Below are 15,127 nucleotides of genomic sequence, written 5' to 3' on the forward strand. Positions count from 1 at the left end.
GTCCTGCCCCCACGACAGTGCCGGGGGAGCCGGCCCGCGAACAGGTCCAGAAAGCGACCCGCGCATGGTGCCAGTCAGCGCGCCTGCCGGGGTTGTCTCGTGGCACGTCGACGGTACGTGAGGGGAACCCTGAGGGAATCTGATTCCCCCAGGGTGGCCCTCACGTACCGTCCGGCGGCCGGGGCGGGTCAGCTGTCGAGCAGCTCCCGGCAGAGGTCGCCGAGCAGCCGGATCCCGGGGTCGATCGCCGCCGGCGGGGTGGCGGAGAAGCCGATGCGGAAGTGGTTGCGCGGCGGGTCGTCGCCGAGGAAGAAGATGTCGCCGGGTTCGATGAGGATGCCCAGTTCTTCCGCGCGTTCCACGAGGAGGCGGCAGTCCAGTTCGGACGGTCCGGTCATCCAGAGGCTGACGCCGCCGGGCGGGTACGGGCCTTGCGCCCACGGCAGGTACTCGGTGACCGCGGCACAGGTGGCGGTCCATTTGCGCATCAGTTTCGTGCGGTAGCGGCGCAGGGAACGGTGGTACTCGCCGCTTTCTATCAGCAGCGCCAGTGCCCGTTGCAGCTGGCCGGGCGGGTGGCGCAGGACGTACCGGCGGGCCTCGCGCAGTGCGCGCACCAGCTCGCGGGGGCCGACCAGGTAACCGAGGCGGAGCCCGGGGGAGAGGAATTTGGAGAAGGTGCCGAGGTAGACGGCGTCGCCGGTGTTGTCGAGCGCCTTCAACGCCGGGGTGGGGCTGCCCTGGTAGCGGAATTCGCTGTCGTAGTCGTCTTCGACGACGACCGTGCCGGACGCGGCGGCCTGGGCGAGGAGCTGGCGCCGGCGGCCGATGCTGAGGGTCGCGTTGGTCGGGTGCTGGTGGCTGGGGGTGAGGTAGAGAAGGTCGACGCCGTCGAGGGACTCCGGCGGTTGGAGGCCGCGGGCGTCGACGTCGATTCCGGTCACGCGGGCGCCGGTGCGGAGGAAGATGTGCCGTGCGTCGAGGTAGCCCGGGTTTTCGATGGCTACGACCTGATCCGGTCCCAGCAGGACCCGGCCGAGGAGGTCGAGGCCCTGCTGCGAGCCGACGGTGATCAGGACTTCGTCGGGGTCGGCCTCGATGCCTCGGGTGGTCAGCAGCTGGCGGCACACCATCTCGACGAGCATCGGGTCGTCGGAGCCGACGCTGTCCTGCAGGCTGTGGAAGACGTGCGGCCGGTAGAGGGCGTCGCGTAGGCAGCGCGTCCAGGATCGGGCCGGGAATGCGGTGATGTCGACCTGTCCAGCGAGGAACGGGTACGGATAACTCGCCCAGTCGGTGCGTTTCTCGATGTGCGGTATGTCAGCGTCCGGGAACCGGCGCACCCGCGCCGCCCAGTCGATGCGCGATTCGGTGTCCCGTTCCTCCACCGCGCAGTGCGGGCGCATCTCGCCGTTGACGAACAGTCCGCTGCGCTCGCGGCTTTCCACGTACCCCTCGGCGACCAGCTCCTGGTAGGCGAGGTTGATCGTGTTGCGGGAAACGCCCAGTTCGACGGCCAGTTCCCGCGAGCTCGGCAGCCGGCGGGCCGGGTCGAACGTGCCGATGGCGATCCCGTGCTCGATCGCCCGCCGGACCTGGCGGTACAGCGGTTCGTCCGACGAGCGGTCGATCTCGATCAACGTGCGTGGCAAGTGCGCTCTCCCAAGTGGCCGGCGTGGAGCGGGGCGGGCTGAAACGTAACTCGCAGTGGCCGGTTTTCCCACCCCGCGCCACGCCGACCGGGCTCAGGCCAGCGCGTCGGCGACGTCGGTGACGGGCAGGCCGTGCGCGAGCGCGACCGGCTCGTAGGTCAGCGCCCCGGCCACCGTGTTCACGCCGCCGCGGAGTTCCGGCGTGTCCCGCACTGCGGTGCGGAGGCCCTTGTTCGCGATCTCCAGCGCGTAGGGGAGCGTGACGTTGGTGAGCGCGTGCGTGGAGGTGTGCGGGACCGCGCCCGGCATGTTGGCCACGCAGTAGAAGACCGACTCGTGGACCCGGAAGGTCGGGTCGGCGTGGGTCGTCGGGCGCGAGTCCTCGAAGCAGCCGCCCTGGTCGATCGAGATGTCCACCAGCACGCTGCCCGGCTTCATCCGGGAGACCGTCTCGTTGGACACCAGGCTCGGGGCCTTCGCGCCCGGGACGAGCACCGCGCCGATCACCAGGTCGGCCTCGAGCACCGCCTGCTCGATCGCGTACGAGTTCGCGGCGGCGGTGCGGATGCGGCCCTGGTACATCCGGTCGGCGGCGCGGAGCTTGTCGACGTTCTTGTCGAACAGCACGACGTCGCCCCAGGTCCCGGCCGCGACGGCGACCGCGTTCATCCCGGCGACGCCCGCGCCCAGCACGACCACGCGGGCCGGCGGCACTCCGGAGACGCCGCCGATCAGCACGCCGCGCCCGCCGTTGACGCGCATCAGCGTCTGCGCGCCGACCTGCGGGGCCAGCCGTCCGGCTACCTCGCTCATCGGGAAGAGCAGCGGAAGGGAGCCGTTGGGCAGCTGGACCGTTTCGTAGGCCACCGAGGTCGTGCCCGCGTCGAGCAGGGCCTTCGTGCAGGGCTCGCTCGCGGCGAGGTGCAGGTAGGTGAAGAGCAGCTGGTCGGAACGCAGCCGGTGGTACTCCTCGGCGACCGGCTCCTTGACCTTCAGCACCATGTCCGCGGTGCCCCACACGTCGTCCGCGTGGTCGAGCAGCTTCGCGCCGGCGGCCGTGTAGTCCTCGTCGCGGATGGACGAGCCCTCGCCCGCGCCGCGCTCCACGAAGACCTCGTGGCCCGCCGAGGTGAACTCGTGTACTCCGGCAGGCGTCGCCGCCACCCGGTATTCGTGGTTCTTGACCTCGCGAGGCACACCGATCTTCATCGCCTGCTCCCATCTGCTGTGTGTGGTCCGACCGAGAGTGCGGGACGGCTGGCCACCGCGAAAGTGCCAGAAACCGCTCGGTCGACGGGTCCAGTCACGGGGCCTTCTGGACCTGTCAACGGGCACTGTTCTGGCTCTGTCGCTTGGGGCCAGGGGCCGCGATCCTGCTCGGGGAGCACTGCCGTCCGCGAGGGAGTTTGCGAGATGACCATGGCCCCTCTGGCCGAAACCTGGCGGGAGCGCGTCGGTGACGCCCGCCCGCGGATCGCGCTTGCCGACGGCGCCGATCCGCGCGCCGTCACGGCGGCTGCGCGTCTGGTTGAGCGCGGCGAGATCGAGCCGGTGCTGGTGGGGCCTGCGGCGGAGATCGCTGCTGTCGCGGCGGAGCTTCGGGTGGTTCTTCCGCCTTTGCTGGACACCGCCGAGCTGGCTGCCGACGAGGCTGTCCTCGCGCGGCTGGCTACTGCGTTTCCTGACCGGGTGGAGACGGTTCGCAATGATCCCGTTGCCCTCGCTGCCGCGCTTCTTGCGCTCGGGCGGGTGGATGCGTGCCTGGCCGGTGCGACGCGGCCGACGTCTGATGTGCTTCGGGCTGGGTTGCGGATTGTCGGCCTCTCGCCGGGTGTGCGGACTTTGAGCAGTTGCTTCCTGATGTTGTTGCAGGACGGCCGGTCGCTCACTTTCGCCGACTGTGCCGTGGTTCCGGAGCCGGACGCGGATGCTTTGGCGGATATCGCGGTCGGCGCGGCGTCGACGCACCGTGCTTTGACCGGGACTGAGCCGGTTGTGGCGATGCTGTCGTTCAGCACCCAAGGCAGCGCTAAGCATTCGGCGGTGGACAAGGTTCGTCAGGCGACGTCGCTGGTGCGGGAACGGCTGCCCGGTGTGGATGTGGACGGCGAATTGCAATTCGACGCCGCTGTCGTGGATGCGGTCGGGGTGGCCAAGGCACCGCGGTCGACGGTGGCGGGGCGGGCGAATGTGTTGGTGTTCCCCAATCTCGACGCGGGGAACATCGCTTACAAGATCGCTGAACGGCTTGGCGGAGCGACCGCGCTGGGGCCGATCCTGCAAGGCGTGGCAGCGCCGCTGCACGACCTTTCGCGCGGCTGCAGCGCGGCCGACATCGAGACGATGGCCCTGATCAGCGCGGTGCACGCGGTGACCGGGCGGGAAGTGGAGGGGGTCCGATGACGCGAGGCGTGGAGCTGGTCGTGCTGGACATGGCCGGCACGACGGTCCGGGACGACGGTGCTGTCGAGGCGGCTTTTTCCGCTGCGCTGGAGGCGGTGGGGGTGCCTTCCGATTCTCCGGAGCGGGAGGATGTGGATGCCTACGTTCGCGACACTATGGGGCAGTCGAAGATCGAGGTTTTTCGGGCGCTGTTCCCTGCTGCGGGGGTTGCGGAGAAGGCTAATCGAGTTTTCGAGAGCACGTTCGCTTCGCAGGCGGTTGAGGTTGCCGCGCCGCTTCCTGGTGCGGAGGAAGCGATCGACAAGTTGCGTGCGCAGGGGCGTCGGGTGTGCCTGAGCACGGGTTTCTCGGCTCGGACGCGAGATGCCTTGCTGCGGCGGCTCGGGTGGACGGAACTGGCGGATCTGGTGGTGTGCCCGGCTGATGCGGGTGGTCGTGGTCGGCCGTTTCCGGACATGGTGCTGACTGCGGTGCTGCGGTTGGGGATCACCGATGTGCGCGCTGTCGCGGTGGCGGGGGATACCGGGTTCGACATGCTGACCGGGCGACGGGCCGGCGCGTCGGTGGCTGCTGGGGTGTTGACGGGGGCGCATGACGAGGCGACTTTGCGGGCGCATGGGGCTACGCACGTGCTGGGGTCGGTGGCTGAGTTGCCTGCGGTGCTTGAAGGCTAGCTACTCTTCCTTCCACTTGGCGGTGACCGTGAGGTAGAGGTCTCGCACCACGGCGCGATCCAGACCTTCAGGGATCGACACGCCTTCGAAATCGTTGTAGTAGCCGTAGCCTGCCAGTGCGGGGGCGATCTCCACGCGCAACGTGTCGGGATGGACGGCCAGCAGACCTCGGTCGAACAGTTTGTGCACGTCGGCGCGCAGGAGCAGGCCGTTCTCGTGTGACTCGTTCTTGGCGAACGAAATCAGGTGGGCCGCTTCGAGTGCCGCGTCGGGGCACGGTCCGGTGATCGCGCATCGTGCACCGTGCTCCGCGAGCAGGTTGTCCCGGAACGAAGCTTGGCCGAGGCGGATCTTGGTCTTTCCTTCGCGATGCCCGCCGACCGGGGTTTTCCGCTTGCGGGGCTTGCGCGGCGGCACGGAGACGGTCGAGTCTTCGAGCAGCGTCAGCATCGCGGCGTGGTCGAGGCGGCGGATCGCGTTCTGCGCAGCTTTGTCGCGCAGTCGCGCGTGCACCTGGTCGCGGGAGATGGATCCGTCGGCCGGACGGTAGCCGGTGCCGTAGGTCGCGACGAACTGAGTGACCGACCGCGTCTCCGCTCGCGGCTCGTCGAACTCGTGCCGGCAGTTGTCGTGCCGGCAGCGGTATCGAGGGTGCCGGGTCTTGCGCGGCTCGAAGTAGCTCCGGCCGCAGTTCGGACACACTTGTTTCGGCTTGAGAACGTCGGGCTGGGAATCGATCCGCTCGATCCGGCTGACCCCGTGCACCTGTTCGGCGTCCCACAGCACGACGAGGTCTCCGACGCGCATCTGGAGCGAGTTCGAGACGAGATTGTCGTAGACGTACTGGTCGCCGAGCACGTCGGGGTAGCCGCCGTTGCCGTCGTACTTCCGCTTGCCCTCCGCGGAGAACAAGGCCCACGCCCCGCGATCCATCTCGGACCGGATTTCCTCTGCTTTCTCCTGCATCTCCTTCTGGTTCCGCTCGAACTCGCGCAGCACCTCGTCGGCCAGTTCGCTGCCTCGGGCCGGTGCCTCGGTGTGCTCTCGCAGACGAGTCTGCAAGTCGCGCAGTTTGTCCTGGACACTGCGGGCTGAGCGGAACTTGTCGCCGTACTCGTCTGGAGCGACAGCGGAGCGCAGAAGGTGCGACAGTTGGCGAACACGTGAGTCGCGGGCGCTCGCTGCCTCCCGGTTGTTCTCGAACAACAAGGCGCACGCCAGGATCAGGTCGTTCCGGGTCCAATTTGGCAGCCGTCGCGTCTCCACCGTGAATTTGAGCGCCGTGAGCTTCTTCCGCACTGCCCCGACATCAGCGACCTCGGCCGGTGTGAGCGGGATGTGCCCGGGCAAGAAGGCATGTGCGGCGGCGGCCAAGGCTTGGATTCCGTAGCGGTGCTCGCCGTTGACGAGGACGTATTCACACCCGATCTCGAATCCGTATTCCGTGCAGAAAGCCTCTGCGCCGTACTCGTCGTGCTCCATCATCGCCGCGTGGACCACGGCGCGGGTCAAGTCCGAGATGCTCACCGGGCAAGGTTATCTGATGCAGACAAAGCCTTTCACGTTTGTGGGGCGGGCGGCGCCACCGCGGTAGCGATCAACGCCCGGGCCGCGATCTCGATTCGTTCCTCGTCCCCGGTCACGATCCGGTCCAGGCACAGCCCCCTCAGCCCCGAGATCAGCAGACTCGCCCGCGCCGATGCATCGGGCTCGGCGTAGCCCAGGCTGCGGTACACCGGCACCAAAGGATCCACCATCGCGGTGATCGTTTCCCGGGCGACTTCCAGGTATCGCTCCGGTTGCGTCGGGGCCAGGGCCAGTACCTGGAACAGGATGTGGATCGGCCGTTGCTGGCGGCCCCGGGTGATCGCTTGCCACAGGGCGAGGGCCGCGGCGGCGAGGGACTCTTCGTCGTGCACGGAGCGGAACAGCTCGGTGACGTCCGGGCGGCTCGCGGCGATCGCTTCGGTGATCAGGTTTTCCCGGCTGCCGAAGTAGTACAGCAGCATCCGCTTGCTCGTCCCCAGCGCTTCGCCCATCGGCGCGAGCGACAGGTCCGCGATGCCGTGCGTCGCGAGGTAGCCCACGGCTTGCTGCAGCAGTTCGGCGCGGCGGCCGGTTCCGGAATCCACCCCTTGACTGTACTGATCGGTACGCCGTACCGTCCATCCATGTACCGATCGGTACATGGCGGAGGAGGGTCGATGGCGGGCAAAGCACTCTCGGTGGCGATCGTCGGCGGCGGGATCGGCGGGCTGACGCTCGCGCTCGCGTTGCGGCAGCGCGGGATCGGGGCGGAAGTGTACGAGCGCTCGGCCGAATTGCGGGAGGTCGGGGCCGCGGTGGCGTTGGCTGCCAACGGGTCCCGGGTGATGCGGCGGCTGGGGTTGCGGGACGAGCTGGCGGCGTGTTCGGCGGTGCCGACGGAATTGGTTTACCGGCATTGGCGGGACGGGCGGCGGGTGGTCGCGTTTCCGATCGGGGATGCCTATGAAGAACGGTTCGGCGGGCCGTATTTCGGGGTGCATCGGGCGGATTTGCAGCGGATTCTGGCTGACGCGTGGGGCAAGGTCCATCTTGGCCGGCGGGTGACCGGAGTGGTCGCGGACGGGACCGGGTATCGGCTCGAATGTGCCGACGGGACAAGCGAAACCGCTGATGTCGTGGTGGGGGCGGACGGGGTCCATTCGACCGTGCGCGCGTGGGTGGATGACTCGCCGCTTGCCCGGTACTCGGGTTCGAGCGGGTTTCGCGGGCTGGTGCCGGTGTCGCAGTTGCCGTCGCTGCCGGACGCGGGGGCGATGCAGTTCTGGCTGGGGCCGGGCGGGCATTTGCTGCATTACGCGATCGGCGACGGGTCGGTGGTGAATTTCCTTGCGGTGCTGGACGAACCGGCCGAGTGGGCGGGAGCGTCGTGGACCGAGGACATTCCCCGGGAGCGGATCGAGGCGGCCTTCGAGGGCTGGCATCCGGCGGTGCGCGAGATGGTCGGAGCGACGACGTTGTATCAGCGTTGGGGGTTGTTCAGCCAGAATCCGCTCAACCGCTGGCATCGAGGCGGCGTGGTGCTGCTCGGCGACGCGGCGCACGCGATGCTGCCGCACCACGGGCAGGGCGCGAACCAGACGATCGAGGATGCCGTGACGCTCGCCGAGTGTCTCGCCCGGGACTCACGCGAGACGGCGCTCGCCCGGTACGAGAAGCTGCGGCGGCCGCGGACCCGGGCGGTGCAGCGGAGTTCGTGGGTGGCGAACGCGCTGCTGCATTTGCCGGACGGTCCGGCGGCCGACGCCAGGGACGTCGCGCTGAGGCGGATTGACGAGACGGTGGAGTGGATTCACTCGCACGACGCTGTGGCTGTGGCTTTGGCGTCGGCTTCGCCGCCGCGTGCGGAGTCGCCGTGAGGTCGGCGTCTGGAGGGCAACGCGACCGCCTGGGGGGCGGTCCCGTTGCCCTCCAGACGCCGACGCGACTCCGCGGGTGGGGTCAGGGTTTCGTGGTGAGGGTGAGGGTCTTGAGTTCGGCGCTGGTCAGGACGTCCGCGGTGGACTGGGCCAGTACGACCAGCGTGGCGGCGTGCACCTCGGCGGCGGACATCGCGCCGTGGCCCAGGTCGGGGTGGTCGTAGGTGGCGCAGGCGTCGGACAGCACCCCGGTGCGGAAGTCGCGGAACATCGCGTCGCGGATGGTGGCGTGGACACAGTCCTCAGTGGTCACTCCGGCGGCGATCAGCGTGTCCACTCCGCGTCCGCGGAGCTGCATTGCGAAATCGGTGCCGTAGAAGGCGCTGTAGCGGTGCTTGGGGATCAGCGGTTCGTCGGGGCGGCGGTCCACTTCGGAATACAAGGCGGCGCCGGGAGTTCCCTCGATGAGTGCTTGGCCTTGAGCGATCGGCGGGTACAGGTCGGCGAACCGGCCCATGTCGGAGCCGTCGGGACGGTGGACGTGGGCGGTGAAGAACACGGCGATGCCCGCGTCGCGGCAGAAGCGGACGGTGTCGTTGAGGACGGGGATCATGGCGCGTCCGGCCGGGGATTCCAGCGGGGCGCCCGGAGCCAGGAAGTCGTGCTGCATGTCGATGACGACCAGCGCGGTGCGGGCCGGATCGACGGTGGACAAGCGGTAACCCATGGAACGCTCCCTCCGCGGCGGACCAATGAGGTATCACGGCTTGACGTCGGTCGTCAAGAAAGCGGCAGAAGGCGTCAAGCGTCTTCGATCTGCGCGGCGACGGTGTGCAGGGACGTGATCAGCGCCTGGGTGGCCGGGTTCAGCCTGCGTCCGGCGGCGAGGGTCAGGCCGACGCTGTGGCCGATGTTCTCCAGCGGCGTCGGCAGGGTGACCAGGCGCGGGTCGTCCATGCCGAGCAGGCCGGGGAGCGCGGCGACCATGGCGGTCTCGGTGAGCAGCTGCCGGACGGTGAGGAACGACGTGGCCTCGACGCGGTTGGCGGGCAGATCGAGGCCGTGCTGCGCGAAGAGGCTTTCCAGTTCCTGGCGCAGCATCGTTTCGGTGCCGGGCACGATCCACGGGAAGTCGGCGAGATCCTCCAGCGAAACACTCTCGCGGGTGGCGAGCGGATGGTGTGCACCGGCGACGACGCGGATCGATTCCTGGTACAGCGCTTGACGCCGCGTGCCTTCGGTGCCGGGCCCGCTCAGCCGGCCGACGATCACGTCCACTCGGCCCGCGGTCAGTTCCACAAGCAGCGATTCGGGCGTTCCCTCCCGGACGACGACAGTGACCAGCGGGTGGTCTTCCTTCAGGTGCGCGATGGCGCGCGGCAGCAGCAGGTTTGAGCCCGCGAGGTGGATGCCCGCGACGACCCGGCCGCGTGTCGCGTCGGCGATCTCGACGACGTGTCGCGCCGCGTGCGTGAGCTGGGCGAGGACGGCGCGTGCGTGTTCGGTGAACGCGGTGCCGAACTCGGTGGGCGTGATGCCGCGCGGGCCGCGTTCGTAGAGCGGCACGCCGAGGATGGCTTCGAGGTCGTGCAGACCGCGCGTGACGACTGGCTGCGTGACGTGCAGCGCGGCGGCCGCGCCGACGACACTGCCCTGCTCGGTGAGGGTGTCCGCCAGCACGAGGTGCCTGAGCTTGAGGCGGCCGTCGAGCAGGCGGGGCATCTCCATTCCGGCGACAGTACTGGCCGGGGCGGGCTCCACCGTCATGGGCGGACCAGCTCGATGAGGGCGCGGCTGAGTGCGGAGCCGGGGTCGGCCAGGTCGAGGAAGACGTCGAAGTGGTTCCTTGCGGGCACGACGGTGTGAGAACGAGCGACGGGCCAATGTGCTTGGAAGGCCTTGCTTTGGCGGTGGAATCCGGCGGCTTCGTGTTCGGCGACCGCGACGTGCAGGGGCGCGGTGCCCGGGGGCAGCAAGATCGGGCTGAGGGCTTCCGCGCGCATGGCGTCGAGGGTCAGCCAGGCGTTGGCGAAGGACTCGACCAGCGGGCGGAGGTCGAAGAGGCCGCTGATCGCCATCGCGCCTTTGACGACGTCCTCGGGCAGTCCGGCGGCGCGGTGCCAGCCGCCGACGGCGGTCATCGCGGTCAGGTGGCCTCCGGCTGAGCTGCCGACGACGTGGATGCGGTCCGGGTCGAGGCCGTGGGCCGCGCCGTAGCGGTAGACCCAGGCGACTGCGGCGCGGACCTGGCGCACGATCTCTTCCAGGGTCGCAGTCGGAGCGAGCGTGTAGTCGGGCACGACGGTGGCGATTCCGGCGTCGGCCAGCACCCTTGCCATGAACGCGGTGTCCTGTCGCGAGAGCATGCGCCAGTAGCCGCCGTGGACGGCGAGCACGACGGGGCGCGACTGCCCCGGCGAGGTGCCCCAGACGTCCAGCCGTTCATCGCTGAGCGGGTCGAAAGCCAGACCGGCGTGGCCGTCCAGACCGGCGACGGCCGATTCGGAGGCGGACCGGTAGCGGGCCATCACGGCATCGAACTCGGTCTCGGTCACCGTGGCCTGCGCGCTGTAGTCGCGATCGACGTTCGGATAGCTCACGGGATCCATCCTTCGCCGCCGCTGTCATGCCTGGCCAATGCTCATTCCGGCGAAAGCCATGCCGGGAGGGGCATGGCCGAGGCATGTCCGGACGGCTATGGCAGCGGCGGCAAAGAGCATTGGCCAGGCATTCCTGGCGTCCCTACGGTCAGTCCCATGGCTGCGGAACTCCACAACGTCGTCGGCGGGACCCGGGTCGCCGGGCGGCGCACCTTCGAGAAGCTCGACCCGGTCGACGGGTCGCTCGTCGCGCACGTCCACGAAGCTGGGCCGGACGTGGTCGACGCCGCGGTCGCTGCGGCGCGCGCCGCGCTGGACGGGCCGTGGGGACGCGCTTCGGTGGCTGAGCGCACCGCCTTGCTGCGCCGGATCGCGGACCGGATCGAGGAGCGTTTCGAGGATTTCGTCGCCGCCGAGGTCCGCGACACTGGAAAGCCGGAGCACCTGGCTCGCGAGCTGGACGTCGCGCGGGCGGCGACGAACTTCCGGTCTTTCGCCGACACGGTCGCGGCGGCCGGTCTCGACTCCTTCCTGACTGACCTGCCGAACGGCCGGAAGGCGCTGAACTACGCGGTGCCCAAACCGCTCGGCGTGGTCGCGGTGATCGTGCCGTGGAACCTGCCGCTGTTGCTGCTGACCTGGAAGGTCGCGCCCGCGCTCGCGTGCGGGAACGCGGTGGTGGTCAAGCCGTCGGAGGAGACGCCGTCGACCGCGACCCTGCTCGCCGAGGTGATCGCGGAGGCGGGCGCGCCGACCGGGGTGTATAACGTCGTTCACGGCTTCGGGCCGGATTCCGCCGGGGAGCACCTCACCGCGCACCGCGGCATCGACGGCGTGACCTTCACCGGCGAATCCCGGACTGGCTCGGCGATCATGCGGGCGGTCGCTCCGTCGGTGCGGCCGGTTTCCTTTGAGCTGGGCGGGAAGAACGCGGCGGTGGTGTTCGCGGACTGCGACCTCGAGAAGACTCTCGACGGCCTCGCCCGGTCGGTTTTCCTGAACACCGGGCAGGTGTGTCTGTGCACGGAGCGGGTCTACGTCGAGCGCTCCGTCTTCGACGCGGTCGCGAATGGGCTCACCGAACGGGCAAAGGCGTTGCGGCTCGGCCGTCCGGATGCACCGGACACCACGACGGGGCCGTTGATCTCCCAGCAGCATCGGAAGAAAGTCCAGTCCTATTTGGACCTCGCGGTGGCCGAGGGGGCGACGGTGCTGACCGGCGGCTCGGTCCCCGAACTCGGGCCGGACCTGGCGGGCGGGTCGTGGATCGAGCCGACGTTGTGGACCGGGCTGGACAACTCAGCGCGGGTCGTGCGCGAGGAGGTCTTCGGGCCGGTCGCGGCGCTGATCCCGTTCGACACCGAGGACGAGGCGGTCCGGCTGGCGAACGACACCGACTACGGGCTCGCCGCCGCTGTCTGGACCACTGACCTGGAGCGAGGGCACCGCGTCGCGCAGCAGATGCGGGTCGGGATGGCCTGGGTCAACACCTGGTACCTGCGGGACCTCCGCTCGCCGTTCGGCGGTGTCGGGCTTTCCGGCATCGGCCGGGAGGGCGGCCTGCACTCGATGCACTTCTACACCCAGCCGACGAATGTGTGCGTGCAGCTGTGACCATCGAAGAACGTGCGGCGCTGCTTGACCAGGCGACCGCCACCGGAGAGGCGATTCCGCAGCTCACCAGCAGCGAACCGATGAGCCTGGAGACGGCGTACGCCGTGCAGCACAAAGGAATCGAGCTGCGTGAAGGGCGCGGGGAGACGCTGGCGGGCGTCAAACTGGGCTTCACGAGCAAGGCGAAGGCCGAGCAGATGGGCGTTTCCGACGTCATCATCGGCTCGCTGACCGACCGCATGCGGATCGAGGACGGCGGAACGTTCGACGTCAGCCGCGGCGTGCATCCTCGGGTCGAACCCGAGGTCGCGTTCCGGCTCGGGCCGGACGCCGAGCTGGTCGCCGTCGCGCCCGCGTTGGAGATCATCGACAGCCGGTACCGCGACTTCCGGTTCAGCCTGGCCGACGTCGTCGCCGACAACACCTCGGCGTCGGCCTTCGTGCTTGGGCCGTGGACGAAGATCGGCCAGGTAGACGCGCTGGCCGTCGACCTGCTCTTCGACGGTGAGATCGTCGCGACCGGATCGACTGCCGACATCCTCGGCGACCCGCTGCGCGCGCTTCCCGCCGCACAGCGGATGGCCGCCGCGTACGGGCACCGCCTGCTCGGCGGATCGGTGCTCCTGGCCGGTGCGGCGACCGCGGCGGTGGCGCTGAAAGCGGGAACGCACGTCGAGGCGCGGGTCGCCGGGCTCGGTTCGGTTTCCGTGCGGACAAAGGAGGGATGAGCGTGGCGCAAGCCCATGTCGTCGCCGGGAAAGCGACGCCGCGCGGGCGGTTCCCGCACGTCAAGGTGGTCGGGGACCTCGTGTTCGTCTCCGGCACCAGCAGCAGGCGGCCGGACAACACGTTCGCGGGCGCGGAGGCCGACGAGTTCGGCGTGACCGCTTTGGACATCCGGGCGCAGACGCGCGCGGTGATCGAGAACATCCGCGACATCCTGGCCGCGGCCGGCGCGGGTCTCGAAGACCTCGCGCAGGTGACCGTGTTCCTGGTCAACATGAACGATTTCGGCGGCTACAACGAGGTCTACGGCGAGTTCTTCGACGAGACCGGCCCGGCGCGCACGACCGTCGCGGCGCACCAGCTGCCGCATCCGCATCTGCTCATCGAGATCCAGGCGATCGCCCGGATCCCCGGCAAGGAGGAACGATGACCGCCATCCCGCCCGTGTTCGATTTCGTCGCGTGGATCAAAGAGCACGAGGACGAGCTGAAGCCGCCGGTCAACAACAAGCAGATGTGGGCCCCGATGGGCGACTTCATCGTGCAGGTCGTCGGCGGGCCGAACCAGCGGACCGACTACCACCTCGACCCGTACGAGGAATGGTTCTACCAGTACAAGGGCGACATGCACGTCAACCTCATGACCGACGACGGCCCGCGGCGCGTCGACATCCGCGAGGGCGAGATGTGGATGCTGCCGCGCAACGTGCACCATTCGCCGCAGCGTCCGCAGGAGGGGTCGATCGGGATCGTGATCGAGCGCATCCGCGAGGAGGGGACGCTCGAGAAGTTCGTGTGGTTCTGCCTGGAGTGCGACGCGAAGGTGCACGAGGTCGAGCTGCAGGTGCGCGACATCGTTGACGACCTGCCGCCGGTGTTCGAGCAGTTCTACTCGTCCGAGGAAGCCCGGACCTGCGGGGCGTGCGGGACGCTGCACCCCGGGAAGGGCTGAGCGTGCGCGCGATCGACGTCCACAGCCATTTCGTCCCGCACGGCTGGCCCGACCTCGGCGAGGGGATGCCGTGGCTGCGCGCGGAAACCGAACGCGAGGCCATGATCATGGTCGGCTCGGAGGAGTTCCGCCGGATCCGGTCCGACTGCTGGGACGCCTCCGTGCGCCTGAGCGACATGTCCGCCGACGGGGTCGAGGCGCAGGTCGTCTCGCCGACGCCGGTGTTCTTCGGCTACGACACGAGCCCCGGGCAGGGCGAGAAGATCGCGCGGGTCTTCAACGACCTCGCGCTGGAGATCTGCGCGCCCGCGCCGGACCGGCTGATCCCGTTCTGCCAGGTTCCGTTGCAGGACACCGACGCCGCCTGCCGCGAACTGGACCGCGCGGTCGCGGCCGGGCACCGGGGCGTGGAGATCGGCAACCACGTCGGCGACCGCGACCTCGACGACGCGGGAGTGGTGACGTTCCTGCAGCACGCGGCGTCGCTCGGCGTGCCGGTGTTCGTGCACCCGTGGGACATGCCGCTCGCGCCGCGCCTCGACCGCTGGATGGCGCGATGGCTGACCGGGATGCCCGCGGAGACGCATCTGTCGATCATCGCGATGATCCTCGGCGGGGTGTTCGATCGGGTGCCGTCGAGCTTGCGGATCTGCTTCGCGCATGGCGGCGGGTCGTTCGCGTTCTGGCTGGGGCGGTTGGAGAACGCTTGGCATCAGCGGGCGGACATCATCGCTACGTCGGAGAAGCCGCCGTCGGAGTACGTGGGGCGGTTCAGTGTTGATTCCGTCGTGTTCACCGAGGCGGCGCTGCGGAATCTGGTGGACACGCTGGGGGCGGAGCAGGTGATGGTGGGGAGTGATTACCCGTATCCGCTGGGGGAGCGACCGGCTGGTGGGGTGGTGCGGAGGGCGGAGTTCCTTGACGAGGCCTCGCGGGAATTGTTGTTGCGAGGGAACGCGAAGCGCTTCCTGCGCTAGCTCGCGATGCCGGGGGACTGCCGCTGGCCCGGTTTGCAGTCCGTGAGGGGAACCCTGAGGGACTCAGCGTCAATGCCAGGAACTTAAGCGTGGTTGGTCACGGTTCGGCGGTGGTCTGCGTGGCGG

General features: G+C 69.1%; 15 protein-coding genes. 8 read left to right on the forward strand and 7 right to left on the reverse strand.

Annotated elements, in window-relative coordinates:
* Positions 1-188 precede the first annotated feature (188 nt).
* Positions 189-1,652 (reverse strand): MocR-like pyridoxine biosynthesis transcription factor PdxR, encoded by a 1,464-nt coding sequence (gene pdxR, locus ACFORO_RS20105; protein ID WP_377871671.1) that lies wholly within the window; start codon positions 1,650-1,652, stop codon positions 189-191.
* Between the two features lie 93 nt (positions 1,653-1,745).
* Positions 1,746-2,861, reverse strand: a complete 1,116-nt coding sequence (ald, locus tag ACFORO_RS20110; RefSeq protein ID WP_354742086.1) for an alanine dehydrogenase — start codon at positions 2,859-2,861, stop codon at positions 1,746-1,748.
* A gap of 204 nt (positions 2,862-3,065) precedes the next feature.
* On the opposite strand from ald, the gene ACFORO_RS20115 reads away from it, so the two are divergent.
* Both ACFORO_RS20115 and ACFORO_RS20120 read left to right on the forward strand, forming a co-directional pair.
* On the forward strand, positions 3,066-4,055 hold the full coding sequence (locus ACFORO_RS20115; protein WP_377871669.1) for a phosphotransacetylase: 990 nt from the start codon (positions 3,066-3,068) through the stop codon (positions 4,053-4,055).
* A gap of 8 nt (positions 4,056-4,063) precedes the next feature.
* The gene (locus ACFORO_RS20120; RefSeq protein WP_446681608.1) at positions 4,064-4,729 is read left to right on the forward strand and encodes a phosphonatase-like hydrolase; all 666 of its coding nucleotides are present in this window, start codon (positions 4,064-4,066) and stop codon (positions 4,727-4,729) included.
* Here ACFORO_RS20120 and ACFORO_RS20125 read toward each other — a convergent pair whose 3' ends face one another.
* Positions 4,730-6,256, reverse strand: coding sequence for an HNH endonuclease (locus ACFORO_RS20125; protein ID WP_377871668.1), 1,527 nt, complete (start codon positions 6,254-6,256; stop codon positions 4,730-4,732).
* A gap of 32 nt (positions 6,257-6,288) precedes the next feature.
* Positions 6,289-6,861, reverse strand: coding sequence for a TetR family transcriptional regulator (locus ACFORO_RS20130; protein WP_377871667.1), 573 nt, complete (start codon positions 6,859-6,861; stop codon positions 6,289-6,291).
* 72 nt (positions 6,862-6,933) lie between these two features.
* Between ACFORO_RS20130 and ACFORO_RS20135 the strand changes: the two genes are divergently transcribed.
* Complete coding sequence (locus tag ACFORO_RS20135; protein ID WP_377871666.1) at positions 6,934-8,133, forward strand: FAD-dependent monooxygenase; 1,200 nt, start codon at positions 6,934-6,936, stop codon at positions 8,131-8,133.
* An 82-nt stretch (positions 8,134-8,215) separates the two neighbouring features.
* On the opposite strand, the gene ACFORO_RS20140 is transcribed toward ACFORO_RS20135, so the two are convergent.
* The 3 genes from ACFORO_RS20140 to ACFORO_RS20150 form a co-directional block, all read right to left on the reverse strand.
* Positions 8,216-8,860: a cysteine hydrolase family protein gene (locus tag ACFORO_RS20140; RefSeq protein ID WP_377871664.1), complete on the reverse strand. Its 645-nt coding sequence runs from the start codon at positions 8,858-8,860 to the stop codon at positions 8,216-8,218.
* A 74-nt stretch (positions 8,861-8,934) separates the two neighbouring features.
* On the reverse strand, positions 8,935-9,861 hold the full coding sequence (locus ACFORO_RS20145; protein ID WP_377871663.1) for a LysR substrate-binding domain-containing protein: 927 nt from the start codon (positions 9,859-9,861) through the stop codon (positions 8,935-8,937).
* A gap of 35 nt (positions 9,862-9,896) precedes the next feature.
* Positions 9,897-10,733, reverse strand: coding sequence for an alpha/beta hydrolase (locus ACFORO_RS20150; RefSeq protein WP_377871662.1), 837 nt, complete (start codon positions 10,731-10,733; stop codon positions 9,897-9,899).
* A gap of 156 nt (positions 10,734-10,889) precedes the next feature.
* Here ACFORO_RS20150 and ACFORO_RS20155 point away from each other — a divergent pair, with 156 nt between their 5' ends.
* From ACFORO_RS20155 to ACFORO_RS20175, 5 genes are read left to right on the forward strand one after another with little or no spacing between them, the layout of a single operon-like run.
* Positions 10,890-12,347 (forward strand): 2-hydroxymuconic semialdehyde dehydrogenase, encoded by a 1,458-nt coding sequence (locus ACFORO_RS20155; protein WP_377871661.1) that lies wholly within the window; start codon positions 10,890-10,892, stop codon positions 12,345-12,347.
* On the forward strand, positions 12,344-13,075 hold the full coding sequence (locus ACFORO_RS20160) for a 2-keto-4-pentenoate hydratase (RefSeq protein WP_377871660.1): 732 nt from the start codon (positions 12,344-12,346) through the stop codon (positions 13,073-13,075). The genes ACFORO_RS20155 and ACFORO_RS20160 overlap by 4 nt, the downstream gene beginning before the upstream one ends.
* A 2-nt stretch (positions 13,076-13,077) precedes the next feature.
* Positions 13,078-13,503 carry a RidA family protein gene (locus ACFORO_RS20165; RefSeq protein ID WP_377871659.1) on the forward strand — a complete coding sequence of 142 codons (426 nt, stop codon included), beginning with the start codon at positions 13,078-13,080 and terminating at the stop codon, positions 13,501-13,503.
* A complete protein-coding gene (locus tag ACFORO_RS20170; protein WP_377871658.1) occupies positions 13,500-14,024 on the forward strand; it encodes a 3-hydroxyanthranilate 3,4-dioxygenase in 525 nt (174 codons plus the stop codon). The genes ACFORO_RS20165 and ACFORO_RS20170 overlap by 4 nt, the downstream gene beginning before the upstream one ends.
* Positions 14,025-14,026: 2 nt before the next feature.
* Entirely contained in the window at positions 14,027-15,001 is a 975-nt protein-coding gene (locus ACFORO_RS20175) for an amidohydrolase family protein (protein WP_377871657.1), read from the forward strand.
* Positions 15,002-15,127: the final 126 nt, after the last annotated feature.

The sequence above is a fragment of the Amycolatopsis halotolerans genome, from assembly GCF_042647905.1.
Lineage (GTDB): Bacteria > Actinomycetota > Actinomycetes > Mycobacteriales > Pseudonocardiaceae > Amycolatopsis > Amycolatopsis halotolerans.

Bases quoted from the DNA above. Each gene is read 5' to 3' on its own strand.
- ACFORO_RS20115 (WP_377871669.1), top strand. From the start codon at position 3,066: ATGACCATGGCCCCTCTGGCCGAAACCTGGCGGGAGCGCGTCGGTGAC.
- ald (WP_354742086.1), bottom strand. From the start codon at position 2,861: ATGAAGATCGGTGTGCCTCGCGAGGTCAAGAACCACGAATACCGGGTG.
- ACFORO_RS20170 (WP_377871658.1), top strand. From the start codon at position 13,500: ATGACCGCCATCCCGCCCGTGTTCGATTTCGTCGCGTGGATCAAAGAG.
- ACFORO_RS20145 (WP_377871663.1), bottom strand. From the start codon at position 9,861: ATGGAGATGCCCCGCCTGCTCGACGGCCGCCTCAAGCTCAGGCACCTC.
- ACFORO_RS20135 (WP_377871666.1), top strand. From the start codon at position 6,934: ATGGCGGGCAAAGCACTCTCGGTGGCGATCGTCGGCGGCGGGATCGGC.
- ACFORO_RS20140 (WP_377871664.1), bottom strand. From the start codon at position 8,860: ATGGGTTACCGCTTGTCCACCGTCGATCCGGCCCGCACCGCGCTGGTC.
- ACFORO_RS20155 (WP_377871661.1), top strand. From the start codon at position 10,890: ATGGCTGCGGAACTCCACAACGTCGTCGGCGGGACCCGGGTCGCCGGG.